Genomic DNA, 14,511 nt, shown 5'->3' with positions numbered 1-14,511 from the left:
GCACACTGCGGGGCGCAGGACGCGCCTTGATAAGGTTTTTATTCTGGAGAGTGAATGTGATGCGTCAGAAAGGCTTTACCTTGATCGAGTTGTTGATCGTCGTGGCAATCATCGGCATTTTGGCCACCATCGGTCTGCCCATGTACACCAAGCACCAGGCCAAGGCCAAGTTCACGGCGGGGCTGGCTGAAATTGCGGCGTTGAAGGCGGGTTTTGAAGACACCCTTAACCAGGGCACCGTTCCGAAGCTGGACCTGATCGGTGGCACCAGCCCGACTGCCAATTGCGCGATTACCCTAGCCGGTGAAGTGGCCACGGGCGCCGGTTCCATCACCTGCGAAATCCTCGACGCGCCGGCGCCGGTACTGGGCAAGACCATTACCTTGACGCGCAGCGCCACCCAGGGTTGGGCCTGTGCCACCACGGTCGAGGCGCAGTACGCCGCCAAGGGTTGCGGCGCCGACGGGGCGTAATGCCTGCCGGGCGGTCAGCGAGTTTGTTGCCGCCTGCCCAATGCGGTGCTAGCTTTAGCCCACCGCCCGTGTAGCTCAGTTGGTAGAGCAGCGCACTCGTAACGCGAAGGTCGCAGGTTCGACTCCTGTCTCGGGCACAAGGCAACACTGTTTCAACGGCGACACTGTTTCAAAGGCAACGTTTTCAGATGATCCCAGAATGGTTCTGAAGGCCAGACGAGGCGGCATTCGTGCCCACTCTTTTGTATCTGCGCAACCTTGATGACCCAGATGCATCCCCATTCCATGATCTAAGAGAACAACATGACCACACAAAAAATGACCCAGGAACAGCGGCACGAAGCAGCCCTCAAAAAATACGTCGCGGAATCCCCGGAACTGCTCGACGAGATCAAGGACCTGAGCGCCGATGATCAAAAGGACCAGATCCAGTGGGCCTTCGAGGATGAGGCCGAGGCCCAGGGCCTGCAGCCATGGGAACTGACCCTCAAGTACACCTCGACGCCGCAAGAGTTCGAAGCGGCGCGCCTGGCCTTGCACAAGGAGGCCGCCGAGGTACTGGGCGTCGACTGGAACGAGTATTGCGGGATGAATAATCTCGCGATCTGAGCGCGAAATTGAAGGAGCGAGCAACCTCGCTCCTTTTGCTCGGACGTTGCTTGCTCAGAGGCTCAGTCGCATCGACAAATCCACCGCCTTCACATCCTTGGTCATCGCACCGATGGAAATGTAATCCACCCCGGTCTGCGCGATAGGCAGCAAGGTGGTTTCATTGATCCCGCCGCTGGCTTCCAGCTTGGCCTTGCCGGCATTCAGGCGCACGGCCTCACGCATGTCATCCAGGCTCAATTCGTCGAGCATGATGATATCGGCGCCCGCCGCCAGTGCTTCACGCAGCTCCTCCAGGCTTTCCACTTCGATTTCCACCGGCTTGCCCGGCGCGATCTTGTGGGCGGCGGTAATCGCCTCGGCAATCCCACCACAGGCGGCGATATGGTTTTCCTTGATCAGGAACGCGTCATACAACCCGATGCGATGGTTGTGGCAACCGCCGCAGGTCACGGCGTACTTCTGCGCCAGGCGCAGGCCCGGCAGGGTTTTGCGGGTGTCCAGCAACTTGACCTGGGTGCTGGCGACAAAGTCCGCCAAGTACTGCGCGCGCGTGGCGACGCCTGACAACATCTGCAGAAAATTCAGTGCACACCTTTCGCCGCTCAGCAGTGAGCGTGCCGGGCCTTCGAGGTGGAACAGCACTTGATTGGGGCTCACACGCTCACCGTCGGCCACCTGCCAGTGCACTGCAACCCGTGGGTCGAGCTGACGGAACACCGCGTCCACCCAGGCCGTGCCGGCGATAACGGCCGCATCGCGGGTAATGATGGTGGCCTTGGCCAGCCGTTCGGCCGGGATCAGTTGCGCAGTGATGTCGCCGCTGCCGATGTCTTCCAGCAGTGCGCGGCGCACGTTGGCTTCGATTTCGGCGGTGAGGTCGGCAAGACGGAGATTCGGCATAACAGGCTCCACAAACAAAGTGTCTCGATTATAGGGGCAGCGCGCCGCCGAACCCATACTCGCCACTCATTTACAGCGCATTGGCAGAGTTCACTGGCGCAACAGCCCCCATTTGCAAGATAATCTCGCGCCTTGCGATTGGCGTCATAGCTTTGACGTCCTGGAGATAACCGGTGTTTACCGCCCGATGGGGCCTGTAGCCGATTTTTCCCCAACTCAACACCGCCGTTTCAGGAGGCCAGGATGCACATTGACGGAAAGGTGGTGCCCATCAATCGGGCACAGACCACGCCATCGCCGCTCGCGCGCCTGCCGGTGGTGTTGCTGCAGGTTCGCGACAAGGCTGCACAGCAGTTGCAGCAGGGTTTGCAGGAGCTGTTCGATAACGCTGACGACACCTTGTTTGAAATGGCCGACAAGGCCCGCAGCAATGTCGACCACCATATTTTCTTTGAAGCCATGCGTGACCTGCGCCTCAAGCGCAAGAATTTCGAGCGCGTGTTCATGGAGCAATTGTTCGCCGCATTTATCGACCTGGGCCAGGCCGAGCGCGGTGAGTTTCACCTGGTGCCGGTGGTGTCCTATGAGGCGGCGCCGGGTACGTCCAGTGATGAGCTGGAAAAAGCCGTCGCGCTGGAGGCCATGCTCGGCCGGGTGCGCCATCGCGATGGCCTGGCGCTGGGGCAATTGACCGCGCGCCTGGGTGCGTTGCTCGGCAACCCCCTGGATGAGCGCGATAACCCGCTGGGCCCGGCACTGCTGTGCGAGTTCTTCCTGCGTGCGGGGCGCAGCCTGGGGGTGGAGATTCGCGTCAAGCTGATCATGCTCAAGCTGTTCGAAAAGTATGTGCTCAGTGACGCCGACCAACTGTACGCCGAGGCCAACCAACTGTTGGTCGCCACTGGCGTCTTGCCGCAGCTCAAGGCTGTGCCGTCGCGCCGCCCCGGTGGGCGTGCGGCGCGTGAACAGCAGCCTGAAGGCAACCTCCCGATTGTCGACCCGCCCATGGATGAAAACGGCCAGCAAGCCTTCGCTGCGTTGCAGAAGTTGCTCGCTGCCGTGCGTGGCAGCGTCGCGCCCACCCTGGAAGCCAGCGCCGAACCCCAGCCCATCGCCACCCGCGATTTGCTGCGTCTGCTCTCCCACCTGCAGCAATATGTGCCGGAGCCCGAGGCCGAAGACGACTTCGACCTGCGTAACCAGCTTGAGCAGTTGTTGACCCGCGTGAGCGTCAAGAGCGGTAAATCCCGTGTGGTGGAAAACGCAGATGAGGATGTGATCAACCTGGTCGCGCTGTTGTTCGAGTTCATCCTCACTGACCACTGCGTGCCTGACGTATTCAAGGCCTTGATCGCACGTTTGCAGATTCCGCTGTTGAAAGTGGCAGTGCTGGACAAGAGTTTTTTCAGTCGCCCCAGCCACCCGGCGCGACGCTTGCTCAATGAAATCGCCGGCGCGGCCATGACATGGAGCCCGCGCGATGACTATCAGCGTGACAGCCTGTACCTGCGCACCGAGCAGGTGGTACAGCGGCTGTTGAATGAGTTCGTCGAAGACCTGGGCATTTTTCCTCAGGTGCTGGCGCAGTTCAGCGCCTTTACCGCAGACGAGCGCCAGCGCAGCGAATTGCTCGAACAGCATACGTGCGAGGCCGAAGAAGGCCGGGTGCGCACAGACGCTGCACGCCAGCGGGTGGCCGAGGTGCTCAATCGACGACTGGTGGGCCGAGTGTTGCCCCAGGCCGTGGTGCAATTTATTCAGCAGGCCTGGAGCCAGGTGCTGTTGCTGGCCAGCCTCAAGCAGGGCGAGCAGTCAGTGCAATGGCAGGCCGCCGTGCGCACCCTGGACGAATTGATCTGGAGCGTCAGCCTGCAAAAAGACACCGAGGCCGGCCGGCACTTGCTCGAGCAACTGCCCGGCCTGCTCAAAGCCTTGCGTGATGGGTTGACCAGTGCAGCGTTCGACCCCTTCAGCACCCGCGAATTTTTTGTACGTTTGCAGGCCATGCACCTGCAGTCGTTCGAAGGCGAGCGCCTGGACACACTGATCGAGGTGCGTGAACCGTTCTCGCTCAGTAGCCACGTGCCTGACCTCACCCCGAGCCTGCCCAGTGATGATCCGGCGTTGCTCAAGGTCCAGCAGTTGCGCATTGGCAACTGGTTTGAGTTCCAGCAAGGCGATGGCAGCCGGCTGCGTTGCAAGCTGAAGGCCATCATGGCACCGACCAATCGCTATATTTTTGTCAGCCGCACGGGGCTCAAAGTCCTCGATAAAAGTGCTGGCCAATTGGCCATGGCCCTCAAGCAGGGCACGCTGCGCCACCTTGACGAGGGGCTGCTGTTCGACCGTGCGCTGGCTTCGGTGATTGGCACCCTGCGTCAACTCAATCGCGGCAAGTGATCGCAACCGCAGGGCTGAACGCGGCATACTGGTAACACCTCGACTTATTCAAGGAACCCGTATGCAGTTGGACCCCACCAGCGGTTGGTGCCAGGGCATCCGTCATTGCCCGTCGCCCAACTTCAACGAGCGTCCCTCCGGCGAGATCTCACTGTTGGTGGTGCATAACATCAGCCTGCCGCCTGGGCAGTTTGCCACTGGCAAGGTGCATGAGTTTTTCCGGAATCGTCTGGATGCCATGGAACATCCTTACTTTGAAGGTATTGTCGACCTACGTGTGTCTGCGCATTTTCTGATTGAACGTGACGGCGCGGTGACACAATTTGTGTCGTGCCTGGACCGTGCCTGGCATGCTGGTATTTCCAGCTTCGAGGGGCGTGAAGTGTGCAATGACTTCTCCCTCGGGATCGAACTGGAAGGCACGGACGAGCTGCCGTTTACCGATGCGCAATATGTGTCGCTGCTCGACCTGACACGACAGCTGTTGGCGGCCTACCCAGGCATTACCCCGCAGCGTATTTGTGGCCACAGTGATATCGCACCGGGACGCAAGACCGATCCGGGCCCGGCTTTTGATTGGACGCGCTTTCGCAGCGCCCTGCAGGATGGAGGACACGCACGATGAGTTTCCTGGTATTGGTGCTGGCGGTGTGGATCGAGAAGTTCTCGGCCCTGCGTCGGCGGTTGCAACGTGATGGCGGATGGCTGCGCGAACTGGCCAAGCTGGAAACGAGCTCGCGCATGGGCAAGCAGCCTTGGCTGATCCTGGTACTGCTGGTGTTGTTGCCGGTGGCCTTGCTGGGGTTGTTGCTGTTGGTGCTGGAGCCCGTGGCTTATGGTCTGTTGGCGTTGCCGGTGCATTTGCTGGTGGTGATTTACAGCCTGGGGCGCGGCGACTTGCTGGGCGAGCTTGGGCCGTTTCGCGACGCCTGGCGGCGCGGTGACCTGCAAGCTGCCGAGCACGTGGCCGAGCGCGACCTGAAGGTGGCCGCCGACAGTGGCGAGCAACTGCTGGAGCGGGTTCAAGGCCATTTGCTGTGGCAGGCTTACCAAAGCTTTTTTGCGGTGATTTTCTGGTATTTCCTGCTCGGCCCGGTCGCGGCCCTGGCTTATCGCTTGTTGGCATTGGCCAGTGAGAACAGCCAGAACCCGTTGGTCGCCGAGCGCGCCGGGCAATTGCGTCATGCATTTGATTGGCTGCCGGTGCGTCTGCTGGCCGCCAGCTTTGCCCTGGTGGGTAATTTTGTCGCGGTCAGCCGGGTGATGCTGCATGAGCTGTTGAACTGGGACATCAGCGCCGCGCAACTGATGGAAAAGGTCGGGCTGGTGGCGGCTGAAATTCCACCGCCGGTGGTGGGGGCCGATGGCATCAACAGTTTGGATCGGTTGTGGGAACTGCTGCTGCGGGCCGCTGTGTTGTGGTATGCGGGGTTTGCGATTTGGACGGTGTTGCCTTAGCTCCGTACGGTCAAAATGTGGGAGCTGGCTTGCCTGCGATAGCATCACCTCGGCATGACTGAAAAGCCGCGGTGCCTGTATCGCGGGCAAGCCCGGCTCCCACACAGGCCAGCTCCCACACCCGGTCTGTGGTGATTTTTCAAGCCGTTAACCTTACGTTACAAAACTCCCTTTCAAATTGAGCTATACAGTCAGAGCGCCAAATAGTGGCTATCTGCCGCCGCCCTGCGCCTCAATAAAAATAAGAAAGGGAGCTCACCCGTGAAGCGCTTGCTCTATCCCGCTGTCGCCCTGATGAACCGCCTGAGTTTCGGCATGAAGTTCAGCCTGATCAGCGTGCTGTTCCTGCTGCCGATGCTGGCGACCAATTATTTTCTGGTGCGCGACTCCTGGTCGCAATTCCAGGGCACCCGCATCGAACTGCAAAGCCTCGATTTGCTCGGCAGCAGCCTGGCGTTGCGGCGTGACCTGGAAACCCTGAACAATCAGGTGCAGATCAACGCGGTGCTGGGGCAATCAGGCAAGGCCGGCGATCTTGAAGGCAAGATCAGTGCCCTGGAGCAGGGCGTGCTGAGCCGTCTGCAAAGTCTCAACGCCATGACCGCCGACCCCGAGCAAGCCAGCGCCTTCGAGGGCAAACGCGACGAGTTAATCGCCGCCTTCAAGGCCCAGCAGCAGGAAACCTCGCTGCTGAGCAAAAGCGCGCTGATCGGCAAATTACTCAACAAGGCGCAGATGCTCAGCCAGATCATTGCCAGCCAGTCCGGCTTGAGCCGTGACCCCCAGAGTGATTTGCGCCAGCTCAGCGAGCTGCTCACCAGCGTCACCGCGCAAGTCACCCAAACCCTCGGCGAGGGGCGGGCCATGGGCGCGTACTCCCTCGGCCAGGGCTTTCTCAATTCGTCGTCCAGCACGCGCTTTGACGAACTGTTGCAACAGTTGGAAAAACTCCAGGCTGAATACGCCTTGAAGCTGCAGGATGCACTGGGCGCCAGTACCGCCGCGCACACGGCGCTCGACAGCCAGGCCCAGGCCAGCAGTGCCAGCCTCAAGCAAGGCAGCGAGTTGTTTGAAGAGCAGGTGGTCATGGCGCAAACCCTCGACGCGCCGTGGCAGGGGTTCTACGACGATGTCAGCCGACTGATGGCCCAGACCTACCAGCTCAATGACGCCACCCTGACGTTCCTTGAGCAGCAACTGCAGCAGCGCCTGGCGCAAAACCGTACGCACATGGTGGTGCTGGTGTGCGCCCTGGTGGCGGTGTTCCTGCTGATCTTCTATTTGTATGCAGGCTTCTATGCCTCCACGCGCACCACCTTGCGCCGCCTGGGCGCGATGATGGACAAAGTGGCGGCCGGCGACATGACCGTCACGTTTGAGGCCCACAGTCGCGATGAACTGGGCGACCTGGGCCAAGTGTTCAACGGCACTGTGGCCAAGATCCACGACTTGATCGAACGCGTGGGGCACACCGTCAGCCAGGTCGAGCTGCAAGCCGGCCAGGTGCAGGCCGTGTCTTCGCAAAGCAATCAGGCGGTGTCCGGCCAGCGCAGCCAGATTGAACAGGTGGCGACGGCGATGAACCAGATGTCTTCCACCGCCCAGGAAGTGGCACGCAGCGCGGCGACGGCGGTCAACAGCGCCCTAAGCGTCAACGACGAAACCGTCACCGGCCGTGGCCTGGTGCAATCCCAGCAAGGCAGCATTGCGCGCCTGGCCTCGGAGATTGATGAGTCGGTGCGGGTGATCAACCAGTTGGCCACCGACAGTCAGTCCATCAGCAGCGTATTGGAAGTGATCAAAAGCATCGCCGAGCAAACCAACCTGCTGGCGCTCAATGCGGCGATCGAGGCGGCGCGTGCCGGTGAGCAAGGGCGTGGTTTTGCGGTGGTGGCCGATGAGGTGCGCACCCTGGCCCGACGCACCCAGCATTCCACTGAAGAAATCGAACAGATGATCAGCCGTTTGCACAGCGGTGTCGGTGCGGCGGTGAAGGCCATGGGCACCAGCCATACCATGGCAAACGGCACCGTGGCTCAGTCGGAAAAGGTCCAGCAGGCCCTGGAAAATATCCTTGGCGCAGTGGGCATGATCGTCGACCAGAACCAGCAGATCGCCGCCGCCGTCGAGCAGCAAACCGCCGTCGCGCACGATATCGACCAGAACATCGTCGAAATCAATCGAGCCGGCGAACATGCGGCCCAGGGCGCGCAGCAGACCGAGGCCGCCAGCCGGCAGCTGTCATTGCAGGTCATTGAGTTGAAGCACTTGATCGGGGCGTTTCGCGTGTAAGACCTGCGCGTAGGAATAGACTCGATAGTTTGTGGTGCCTGTCCTGATTTTTCGCTGTGCCTGTTTTGAGGCCGTGATTGGGTGAGAATTTGTTTCACCCACTCAGGGGTCTCGGGAGGCAACGCGATGACGGCGGTTATCGGCATCAAAGGGCACTGCGCCCATTGCGACATCACCTTCGAACTCAAGCCCTGGCAATTGAACGCGATTGCCATCCGTGAGCCGTTTGATTGCCCGTATTGTCAGTGGGTCCTGGAATTGAATTGCCCCAGGCAATTGCGCCAGTTCAAATCCCTGGACCACTGGGCCATGGTGCACCCAAGCTTGATGGTATTGACCAGCGTGGTGTTGATCGTGGCGATGGTGGCCGAGTGGCTGGGCCTGATCAGCATGGTCGGGCAGCTCAACGTTTCATTGCTGGTGGTGCTGATCCACTTTCTGATGTTGCGCTATGTGCGCCACCGGCAGCGGCTGACCTTGGAACTGCAGGCGGTCAATGGCCTACCAGTTGAAGAGCTCGTACGCGTTGCGTGTGCTCGTTTCGGCCAGCACTGAAGGGCTGATGCCCATGCGTTCGGCCAAGGCGTTGCAGATGTCCGGCAAGTGGTGCGGGCTGTTGCGCTGGCCGGGGTACATGGCGGGTGCCATGTCCGGCGCATCTGTTTCCAGCACCAGCGCCTCAAGCGGCAGCTGGGTCAGCACCTTGTGCATGCGCAGCGCCTGGGGCCAGGTGGCCGCGCCGCCCAGGCCCAGTTTGAAACCGAGTTTGATGTACTCGCGGGCCTCTTCAACGCTGCCGGCAAACGCATGAATGATGCCGCCCCGTGGCAGGCGGATGCGTTTGAGGGTGGCGATCACCGCCGCGTGGCTGCGGCGTACGTGCAGCAGGGCCGGGAGCTGGAAGTCCACGGCGAGTTTCAACTGCGCTTCAAACAGGCTTTGCTGGCGTTCGCGGTCCAGCTGTTGGAGGAAGTAATCCAGGCCGATCTCACCGACGGCGCACAGTTGCCGATGGCCGTGCAGGCGGGTCAGCCAATCACCCAACTCGATCAGGTCGGCGGGGCGATGCTCATCCAGATACACCGGGTGCAGGCCGAAGGCGGCGAATAAACCTTCATCGTCCTGGACCAGATCCCACAGCCGTTGCCAGTTCTGCTGATACACACCCAGCACCACCATGCGCTGCACGCCGAGTTGGCGGCTGTGGGCGAGGACTTCCCGGCGATCGGTGTCGAAATCCGGGAAGTCCAGGTGGGTGTGGGTGTCGATCAGCTCCACGCTCAAGCCTCGTGAATGCGCTGCTTGAAGGTTCGGCCGATGGCATGTACGCCGGGCTCATACTGTTCTTCTTCGATGGCCGCCAGGGCCAGGCGCAGGGCGGTGTCGGCGATCAGTTGATGTTGCTGGGCCATGGCGTTGACCGGCAAGGGCAGGAAGTCGAGCAGTTGGGTGTCGCCGAACGTGCCCAGGCGCAACGGCCGGGATTTGAGCGGGAAGTCATGCAACGCATCGAACACACCTTGCAGCAGCACGTAGGACGTAGTCACCAGCGCGTCAGGCAAATGCCCCAGGCGTTGCAGGAGTTCTTCCATCAACTGGCGGCCACAGTCACGGCTGAAGGCTTCACCGTGTTCGATCAGCACCTCGCCCTTGAAGTCGCGCAAGGCTTCACGGAAACCCGCGGCGCGCTCCTGGCTGATGCTCAGTTCCGGGTGCGCACCGATCAGCGCGATCTGCTTGGGCAGCGGCTGCAACAGGCTGCTGGTGAGTTGCTGGCAGGCCTGGCGGTCGTCGCTGACTACCGAGCAGAAGTGCCCGGGTTCCATCACCCGGTCGATGGCGATCACCGGCAGGCCCTTGGCTTGCAGCTCCCGGTAACTGTCATCGCTGGCCGGCAAACAACTGGCCACGAACAGCGCATCGCAGCGCCGCGCGCGGAACAGTTGCAGCAGTTGGCGTTCGCTGTCGGCTTCATCATCGGAGCTGGCGATCAGCAGTTGGTAGCCGCGCGCCCGCGCGCCTTGTTCCAGCAGTTTGGCGATGCGTGCGTAACTGGGGTTTTCCAGGTCGGGCAAGATAAAACCCAAGGTGCGCGTATGCCGACTGCGCAGCCCGGCGGCCTGAGGGTTGGGCGTAAAGCCATGGGCTTCGACCACGGCACGCACCCGCTCGACAGTGGCGTTGCTGATGCGTTGCTGCTCGGCTTTGCCGTTGATGACATAGCTGGCGGTGGTGACGGACACACCGGCCAGACGTGCAATATCACTGAGTTTCAAACCGGGATTTCCTTGTTTTTTAGAGCTTGCCCCGACATTTTGTCCAATCGTAACCGATTCCTGCACACGACTATTGTCTGAGCTCAAGTGCCGAGTGGTCCTTCAAGCTTGCATAATTAGCGCATAATCTGCCATAAATTCTAGATTAAACGTTTCAGCAAGCGTATTTTTACGATGTTCGCCGCTGAGTGGCTACTGCCAATTGACCACTCGGTCAGCTATTTTTGAACGCGCCTGCGCTGATTTATTCAAAACAATACCTAGTGCCCACATTGCACTAACTAGGAGAACGGCATGCTTGAGCTCACTGTAGAGCAGATTTCCATGGGCCAGGTGGCTGTGGATAAATCTGCTGCCTTGCACCTGCTCGCGGACAAACTGGTGGCCGACGGCCTGGTCGCCGAGGGTTATCTGAGCGGCTTGCAAGCCCGTGAAGCCCAAGGCTCGACCTTTCTCGGCCAGGGTATCGCCATCCCCCACGGTACGCCGGAAACCCGCGACCAAGTGTTTTCCACGGGCGTGCGCCTGCTGCAATTCCCCGAAGGGGTGGATTGGGGCGACGGGCAGATCGTCTATCTGGCGATTGGCATCGCGGCCAAATCCGATGAACACCTGCGCCTGCTGCAACTGCTCACCCGCGCCCTCGGTGAAACCGACCTGGGCCAGGCGCTGCGCCGTGCCGGCTCGGCCGAAGCCTTGCTGAAACTGCTGCAAGGCGCACCGCAGGAACTGGCGCTGGACGCGCAGATGATCAGCCTGGGCGTGTCGGCCGACGATTTTGAAGAGCTGGTCTGGCGCGGCGCACGCCTGTTGCGTCAGGCCGATTGTGTGAGTAATGGTTTCGCCGCGGTGTTGCAGCAGGTCGATGCGCTGCCGTTGGGCGATGGCCTGTGGTGGCTGCACAGTGAGCAGACGGTGAAACGCCCCGGCCTTGCGTTCGTGACGCCGGACAAACCGATGCGTTACCTCGGCCAACCCCTCAATGGCCTGTTCTGCCTGGCCAGCCTTGGGGAAGCCCATCAGACCTTGCTCGAACGCCTGTGCGCCTTGTTGATTGAAGGGCGCGGCCAGGAATTGGGCCGTGCGACCAGCAGCCGTGCAGTGCTTGAAGTGCTTGGCGGCGAGTTGCCACCGGACTGGCCGAGTACGCGCATCACCCTGGCCAATGCCCATGGTTTGCATGCGCGCCCGGCGAAGATCCTCGCGCAGTTGGCGAAAAGTTTTGACGGCGATATCCGCGTGCGCATCGTCGACGGCCCGGTGGGCGCGGTGTCGGTAAAAAGCCTGAGCAAATTGCTGAGCCTCGGCGCCCGTCGCGGCCAGGTGCTGGAGTTTGTCGCCGAACCTGCGATTGCTGGTGATGCATTGCCCGCGCTGTTGGCAGCGGTGGAGCAAGGGCTTGGCGAAGAAGTCGAGCCGCTGCCGACCGTCAGTGCCCAACCCGCCATCCTTGATATTGAACCCGCGATCAGCGCGCCCGTGTCCGGCAGCCAGGTCCAGGCTATCGCCGCCGCGCCTGGCATTGCCATTGGCCCGGCGCATATCCAGACCCAACAGGTTTTCGATTACCCGCTGCGCGGCGAGTCTGCGGCGATTGAACGCCAGCGCCTGCACGCCGCGCTCACCGAGGTGCGCGCTGATATCCAGGGTTTGATCGAGCGCAGCCAATCCAAGGCGATCCGCGAGATTTTCATCACCCACCAGGAAATGCTCGACGACCCGGAGCTGACCGACGAAGTCGACACGCGCCTCAAGCAAGGCGAGAGCGCGCAAGCGGCGTGGATGAGCGTGATCGAAGCCGCCGCCAAGCAGCAGGAGTCGCTGCAGGACGCCTTGCTCGCCGAGCGCGCCGCCGACCTGCGTGATATTGGCCGCCGAGTGCTGGCGCAATTGTGCGGCCTTGAAACCGCCCAGGAGCCGAGCGAACCTTACATCCTGGTGATGGATGAAGTCGGCCCCTCTGACGTTGCACGCCTGGACCCAGCTCGAGTCGCCGGCATCCTCACCGCCCGTGGCGGCGCTACGGCCCACAGTGCCATCGTTGCGCGTGCCCTGGGCATTCCCGCGTTGGTCGGTGCCGGCGCGGCGGTATTGCTGCTGGCTGCGGGCACGCAGCTATTGCTCGACGGCCAGCGCGGCCGCCTGCATGTCGACCCCGACGCGGCCACGCTGCAACGCGCCACGGTCGAACGCGACACCCGCGAACAGCGCCTGCAAGCGGCCTCGGCCCAGCGTCACGAACCGGCCATGACCCGCGACGGCCATGCCGTGGAAGTGTTCGCCAATATCGGTGAAAGCGCCGGCGTTGCGGCGGCGGTGGAGCAGGGCGCCGAAGGCATCGGGCTGTTGCGCACCGAACTGATTTTTATGGCCCACCCGCAAGCACCGGATGAAGCCACCCAGGAAGCCGAATACCGCCGTGTGCTCGACGGCCTTGGCGGTCGCCCGCTGGTGGTGCGCACCCTGGATGTGGGCGGCGACAAACCGCTGCCGTATTGGCCGATTGCCGAGGAAGAAAACCCCTTCCTCGGTGTGCGCGGCATTCGCCTGACCTTGCAGCGCCCGCAGATTATGGAAGCGCAACTGCGTGCGCTGTTGCGCTCGGCGGACAACCGCCCGCTGCGCATCATGTTTCCCATGGTCGGCAGCGTCGATGAATGGCGTGCCGCCCGCGATATGACCGAGCGCCTGCGCCTGGAAATCCCGGTGGCCGACTTGCAACTGGGCATCATGATCGAAGTGCCGTCCGCCGCCTTGCTCGCGCCGGTACTCGCCAAGGAAGTCGACTTTTTCAGCGTCGGCACCAACGACCTCACCCAGTACACCCTGGCCATCGACCGTGGCCACCCAACCCTGTCGGCTCAGGCCGATGGCCTGCACCCGGCCGTGTTGCAACTGATCGACATCACCGTGCGCGCCGCCCATGCCCATGGCAAATGGGTCGGTGTATGCGGCGAACTGGCGGCGGACCCGCTGGCGGTGCCGGTGCTGGTCGGCCTGGGTGTGGATGAGTTGAGTGTGTCGGCCCGCAGCATTCCCGAAGTGAAGGCGCGGGTGCGTGAATTCAGTCTGAGCGAGGCCCAGGGCCTGGCGCAAAAAGCGCTCGTGGTGGGCTCGCCCGCCGAAGTACGAGCCCTAGTGGAGGCCGTGTAAATGGCGAAAATTCTGACCCTGACGCTGAACCCGGCGTTGGACCTCACGGTACGTCTGGCACACCTGGAACCGGGTGCCGTCAACCGCAGCGAAACCCTGCTGACCCATGCTGCCGGCAAGGGCGTGAATGTCGCCCAGGTGCTGGCGGACCTCGGGCATGACGTGAGCGTGGGCGGTTTTCTCGGCGCTTCAAACCCTGAGGCTTTCGAGGCACTGATCGCCAGTCGCGGGTTTGGTGACGCGTTCATCCGCGTGCCGGGCGAAACCCGTAGCAACATCAAGATTGCCGAGCAGGATGGTCGGGTCACCGACATCAATGCGCCGGGGCCGTTGGTGAGTGAGCAGGCGCAAAAACAACTGCTCAAAATGGTCGCGATCATCGGCCCTGAATTCGATGCGGTGGTGGTCGCCGGCAGTTTGCCGCGTGGCGTCAGCGCACAGTGGTTTCAGGAGCTGATACATGCGTTGAAAGACCTTGGTTTGAAAGTCGCCCTCGACACCAGCGGCGAAGCCTTGCGCGAAGGCATCAAGGCCGGCCCGTGGTTGATCAAACCCAACACCGAAGAACTCGCCGAAGCCCTCGATTGCGCCACCGACGCCATCGCACAGCAGGCCCAGGCCGCCGAGCGTTTGCATGCTCAAGGCGTGGAGCATGTGGTGGTCTCCCACGGCGCCGACGGTGTGAACTGGTTCAGCCCGGGCACCGCGTTGCAGGCCACGCCGCCCAAGGTCAGCGTCGCCAGCACCGTGGGTGCAGGCGATTCGTTGCTGGCCGGGATGCTGCACGGTTTGCTCAGCTGTGATCTGCCCGAAGTCACCTTGCGCCGGGCCACGGCAATTGCCGCCATGGCGGTCACGCAGATCGGTTTCGGCATCAGCGATGACGCGCAGTTGGCGCGCCTCGAAAGCGGCGTCCATGTGCGCACGCTGACAGAACAATAAGAGGG

12 protein-coding genes, 1 tRNA gene and 1 pseudogene are annotated in these 14,511 nt (G+C 61.8%); 11 read left to right on the top strand and 3 right to left on the bottom strand.

Annotation, left to right across the window (positions count from 1 at the left end; translation table 11 throughout):
• The first annotated feature begins 59 nt into the window (after positions 1-59).
• The 3 genes from ASE80_RS12030 to ASE80_RS12020 all read left to right on the top strand — a co-directional run bounded on the left by ASE80_RS12030 (position 60) and on the right by ASE80_RS12020 (position 1,082).
• Positions 60-473: a pilin gene (locus ASE80_RS12030; RefSeq protein WP_056859083.1), complete on the top strand. Its 414-nt coding sequence runs from the start codon at positions 60-62 to the stop codon at positions 471-473.
• A gap of 64 nt (positions 474-537) precedes the next feature.
• Positions 538-610, top strand: a tRNA-Thr gene (locus ASE80_RS12025).
• Positions 611-776: 166 nt separating this feature from the next.
• Positions 777-1,082, top strand: a complete 306-nt coding sequence (locus tag ASE80_RS12020; RefSeq protein ID WP_056859082.1) for a DUF6388 family protein — start codon at positions 777-779, stop codon at positions 1,080-1,082.
• A 54-nt stretch (positions 1,083-1,136) separates the two neighbouring features.
• On the opposite strand, the gene nadC is transcribed toward ASE80_RS12020, so the two are convergent.
• Positions 1,137-1,985, bottom strand: a complete 849-nt coding sequence (gene nadC, locus ASE80_RS12015) for a carboxylating nicotinate-nucleotide diphosphorylase (RefSeq protein WP_056859081.1) — start codon at positions 1,983-1,985, stop codon at positions 1,137-1,139.
• A gap of 243 nt (positions 1,986-2,228) precedes the next feature.
• On the opposite strand from nadC, the gene ASE80_RS12010 reads away from it, so the two are divergent.
• From ASE80_RS12010 to ASE80_RS11990, 6 genes and pseudogenes are all read left to right on the top strand, one after another.
• Positions 2,229-4,385, top strand: a complete 2,157-nt coding sequence (locus ASE80_RS12010; RefSeq protein ID WP_056859080.1) for a DUF1631 domain-containing protein — start codon at positions 2,229-2,231, stop codon at positions 4,383-4,385.
• A gap of 61 nt (positions 4,386-4,446) precedes the next feature.
• Complete coding sequence (gene ampD / locus ASE80_RS12005; RefSeq protein ID WP_056859079.1) at positions 4,447-5,010, top strand: 1,6-anhydro-N-acetylmuramyl-L-alanine amidase AmpD; 564 nt, start codon at positions 4,447-4,449, stop codon at positions 5,008-5,010.
• Positions 5,007-5,843, top strand: coding sequence for a regulatory signaling modulator protein AmpE (gene ampE, locus ASE80_RS12000; RefSeq protein WP_056859078.1), 837 nt, complete (start codon positions 5,007-5,009; stop codon positions 5,841-5,843). Before ampD ends, ampE begins: the two co-directional genes overlap by 4 nt.
• Positions 5,844-6,137: 294 nt before the next feature.
• A pseudogene (locus ASE80_RS31820) lies at positions 6,138-7,277 on the top strand (HAMP domain-containing protein); the annotation flags it as partial.
• Positions 7,278-7,421: 144 nt separating this feature from the next.
• Positions 7,422-8,135, top strand: coding sequence for a methyl-accepting chemotaxis protein (locus ASE80_RS31815; protein ID WP_371920494.1), 714 nt, complete (start codon positions 7,422-7,424; stop codon positions 8,133-8,135).
• Positions 8,136-8,261: 126 nt separating this feature from the next.
• Positions 8,262-8,690: a hypothetical protein gene (locus ASE80_RS11990; protein WP_056859076.1), complete on the top strand. Its 429-nt coding sequence runs from the start codon at positions 8,262-8,264 to the stop codon at positions 8,688-8,690.
• Here ASE80_RS11990 and ASE80_RS11985 read toward each other — a convergent pair.
• Positions 8,637-9,413, bottom strand: coding sequence for a TatD family hydrolase (locus tag ASE80_RS11985; RefSeq protein ID WP_056859075.1), 777 nt, complete (start codon positions 9,411-9,413; stop codon positions 8,637-8,639). The genes ASE80_RS11990 and ASE80_RS11985 overlap by 54 nt on opposite strands.
• A gap of 2 nt (positions 9,414-9,415) precedes the next feature.
• Positions 9,416-10,411: a catabolite repressor/activator gene (gene cra / locus ASE80_RS11980; protein ID WP_056859074.1), complete on the bottom strand. Its 996-nt coding sequence runs from the start codon at positions 10,409-10,411 to the stop codon at positions 9,416-9,418.
• Between the two features lie 294 nt (positions 10,412-10,705).
• On the opposite strand from cra, the gene ptsP reads away from it, so the two are divergent.
• Entirely contained in the window at positions 10,706-13,564 is a 2,859-nt protein-coding gene (ptsP, locus tag ASE80_RS11975; protein WP_056859073.1) for a phosphoenolpyruvate--protein phosphotransferase, read from the top strand.
• On the top strand, positions 13,565-14,506 hold the full coding sequence (gene pfkB / locus ASE80_RS11970; RefSeq protein ID WP_056859072.1) for a 1-phosphofructokinase: 942 nt from the start codon (positions 13,565-13,567) through the stop codon (positions 14,504-14,506).
• The last annotated feature ends 5 nt before the right edge of the window (positions 14,507-14,511 follow it).

Origin of the sequence: Pseudomonas sp. Leaf15 (genome assembly GCF_001421425.1) — a bacterium.
Lineage (GTDB): Bacteria > Pseudomonadota > Gammaproteobacteria > Pseudomonadales > Pseudomonadaceae > Aquipseudomonas > Aquipseudomonas salomonii.
Note: the sequence above shows the minus strand (reverse complement) of the source record. Positions and strands in the feature narration are given on the sequence as shown.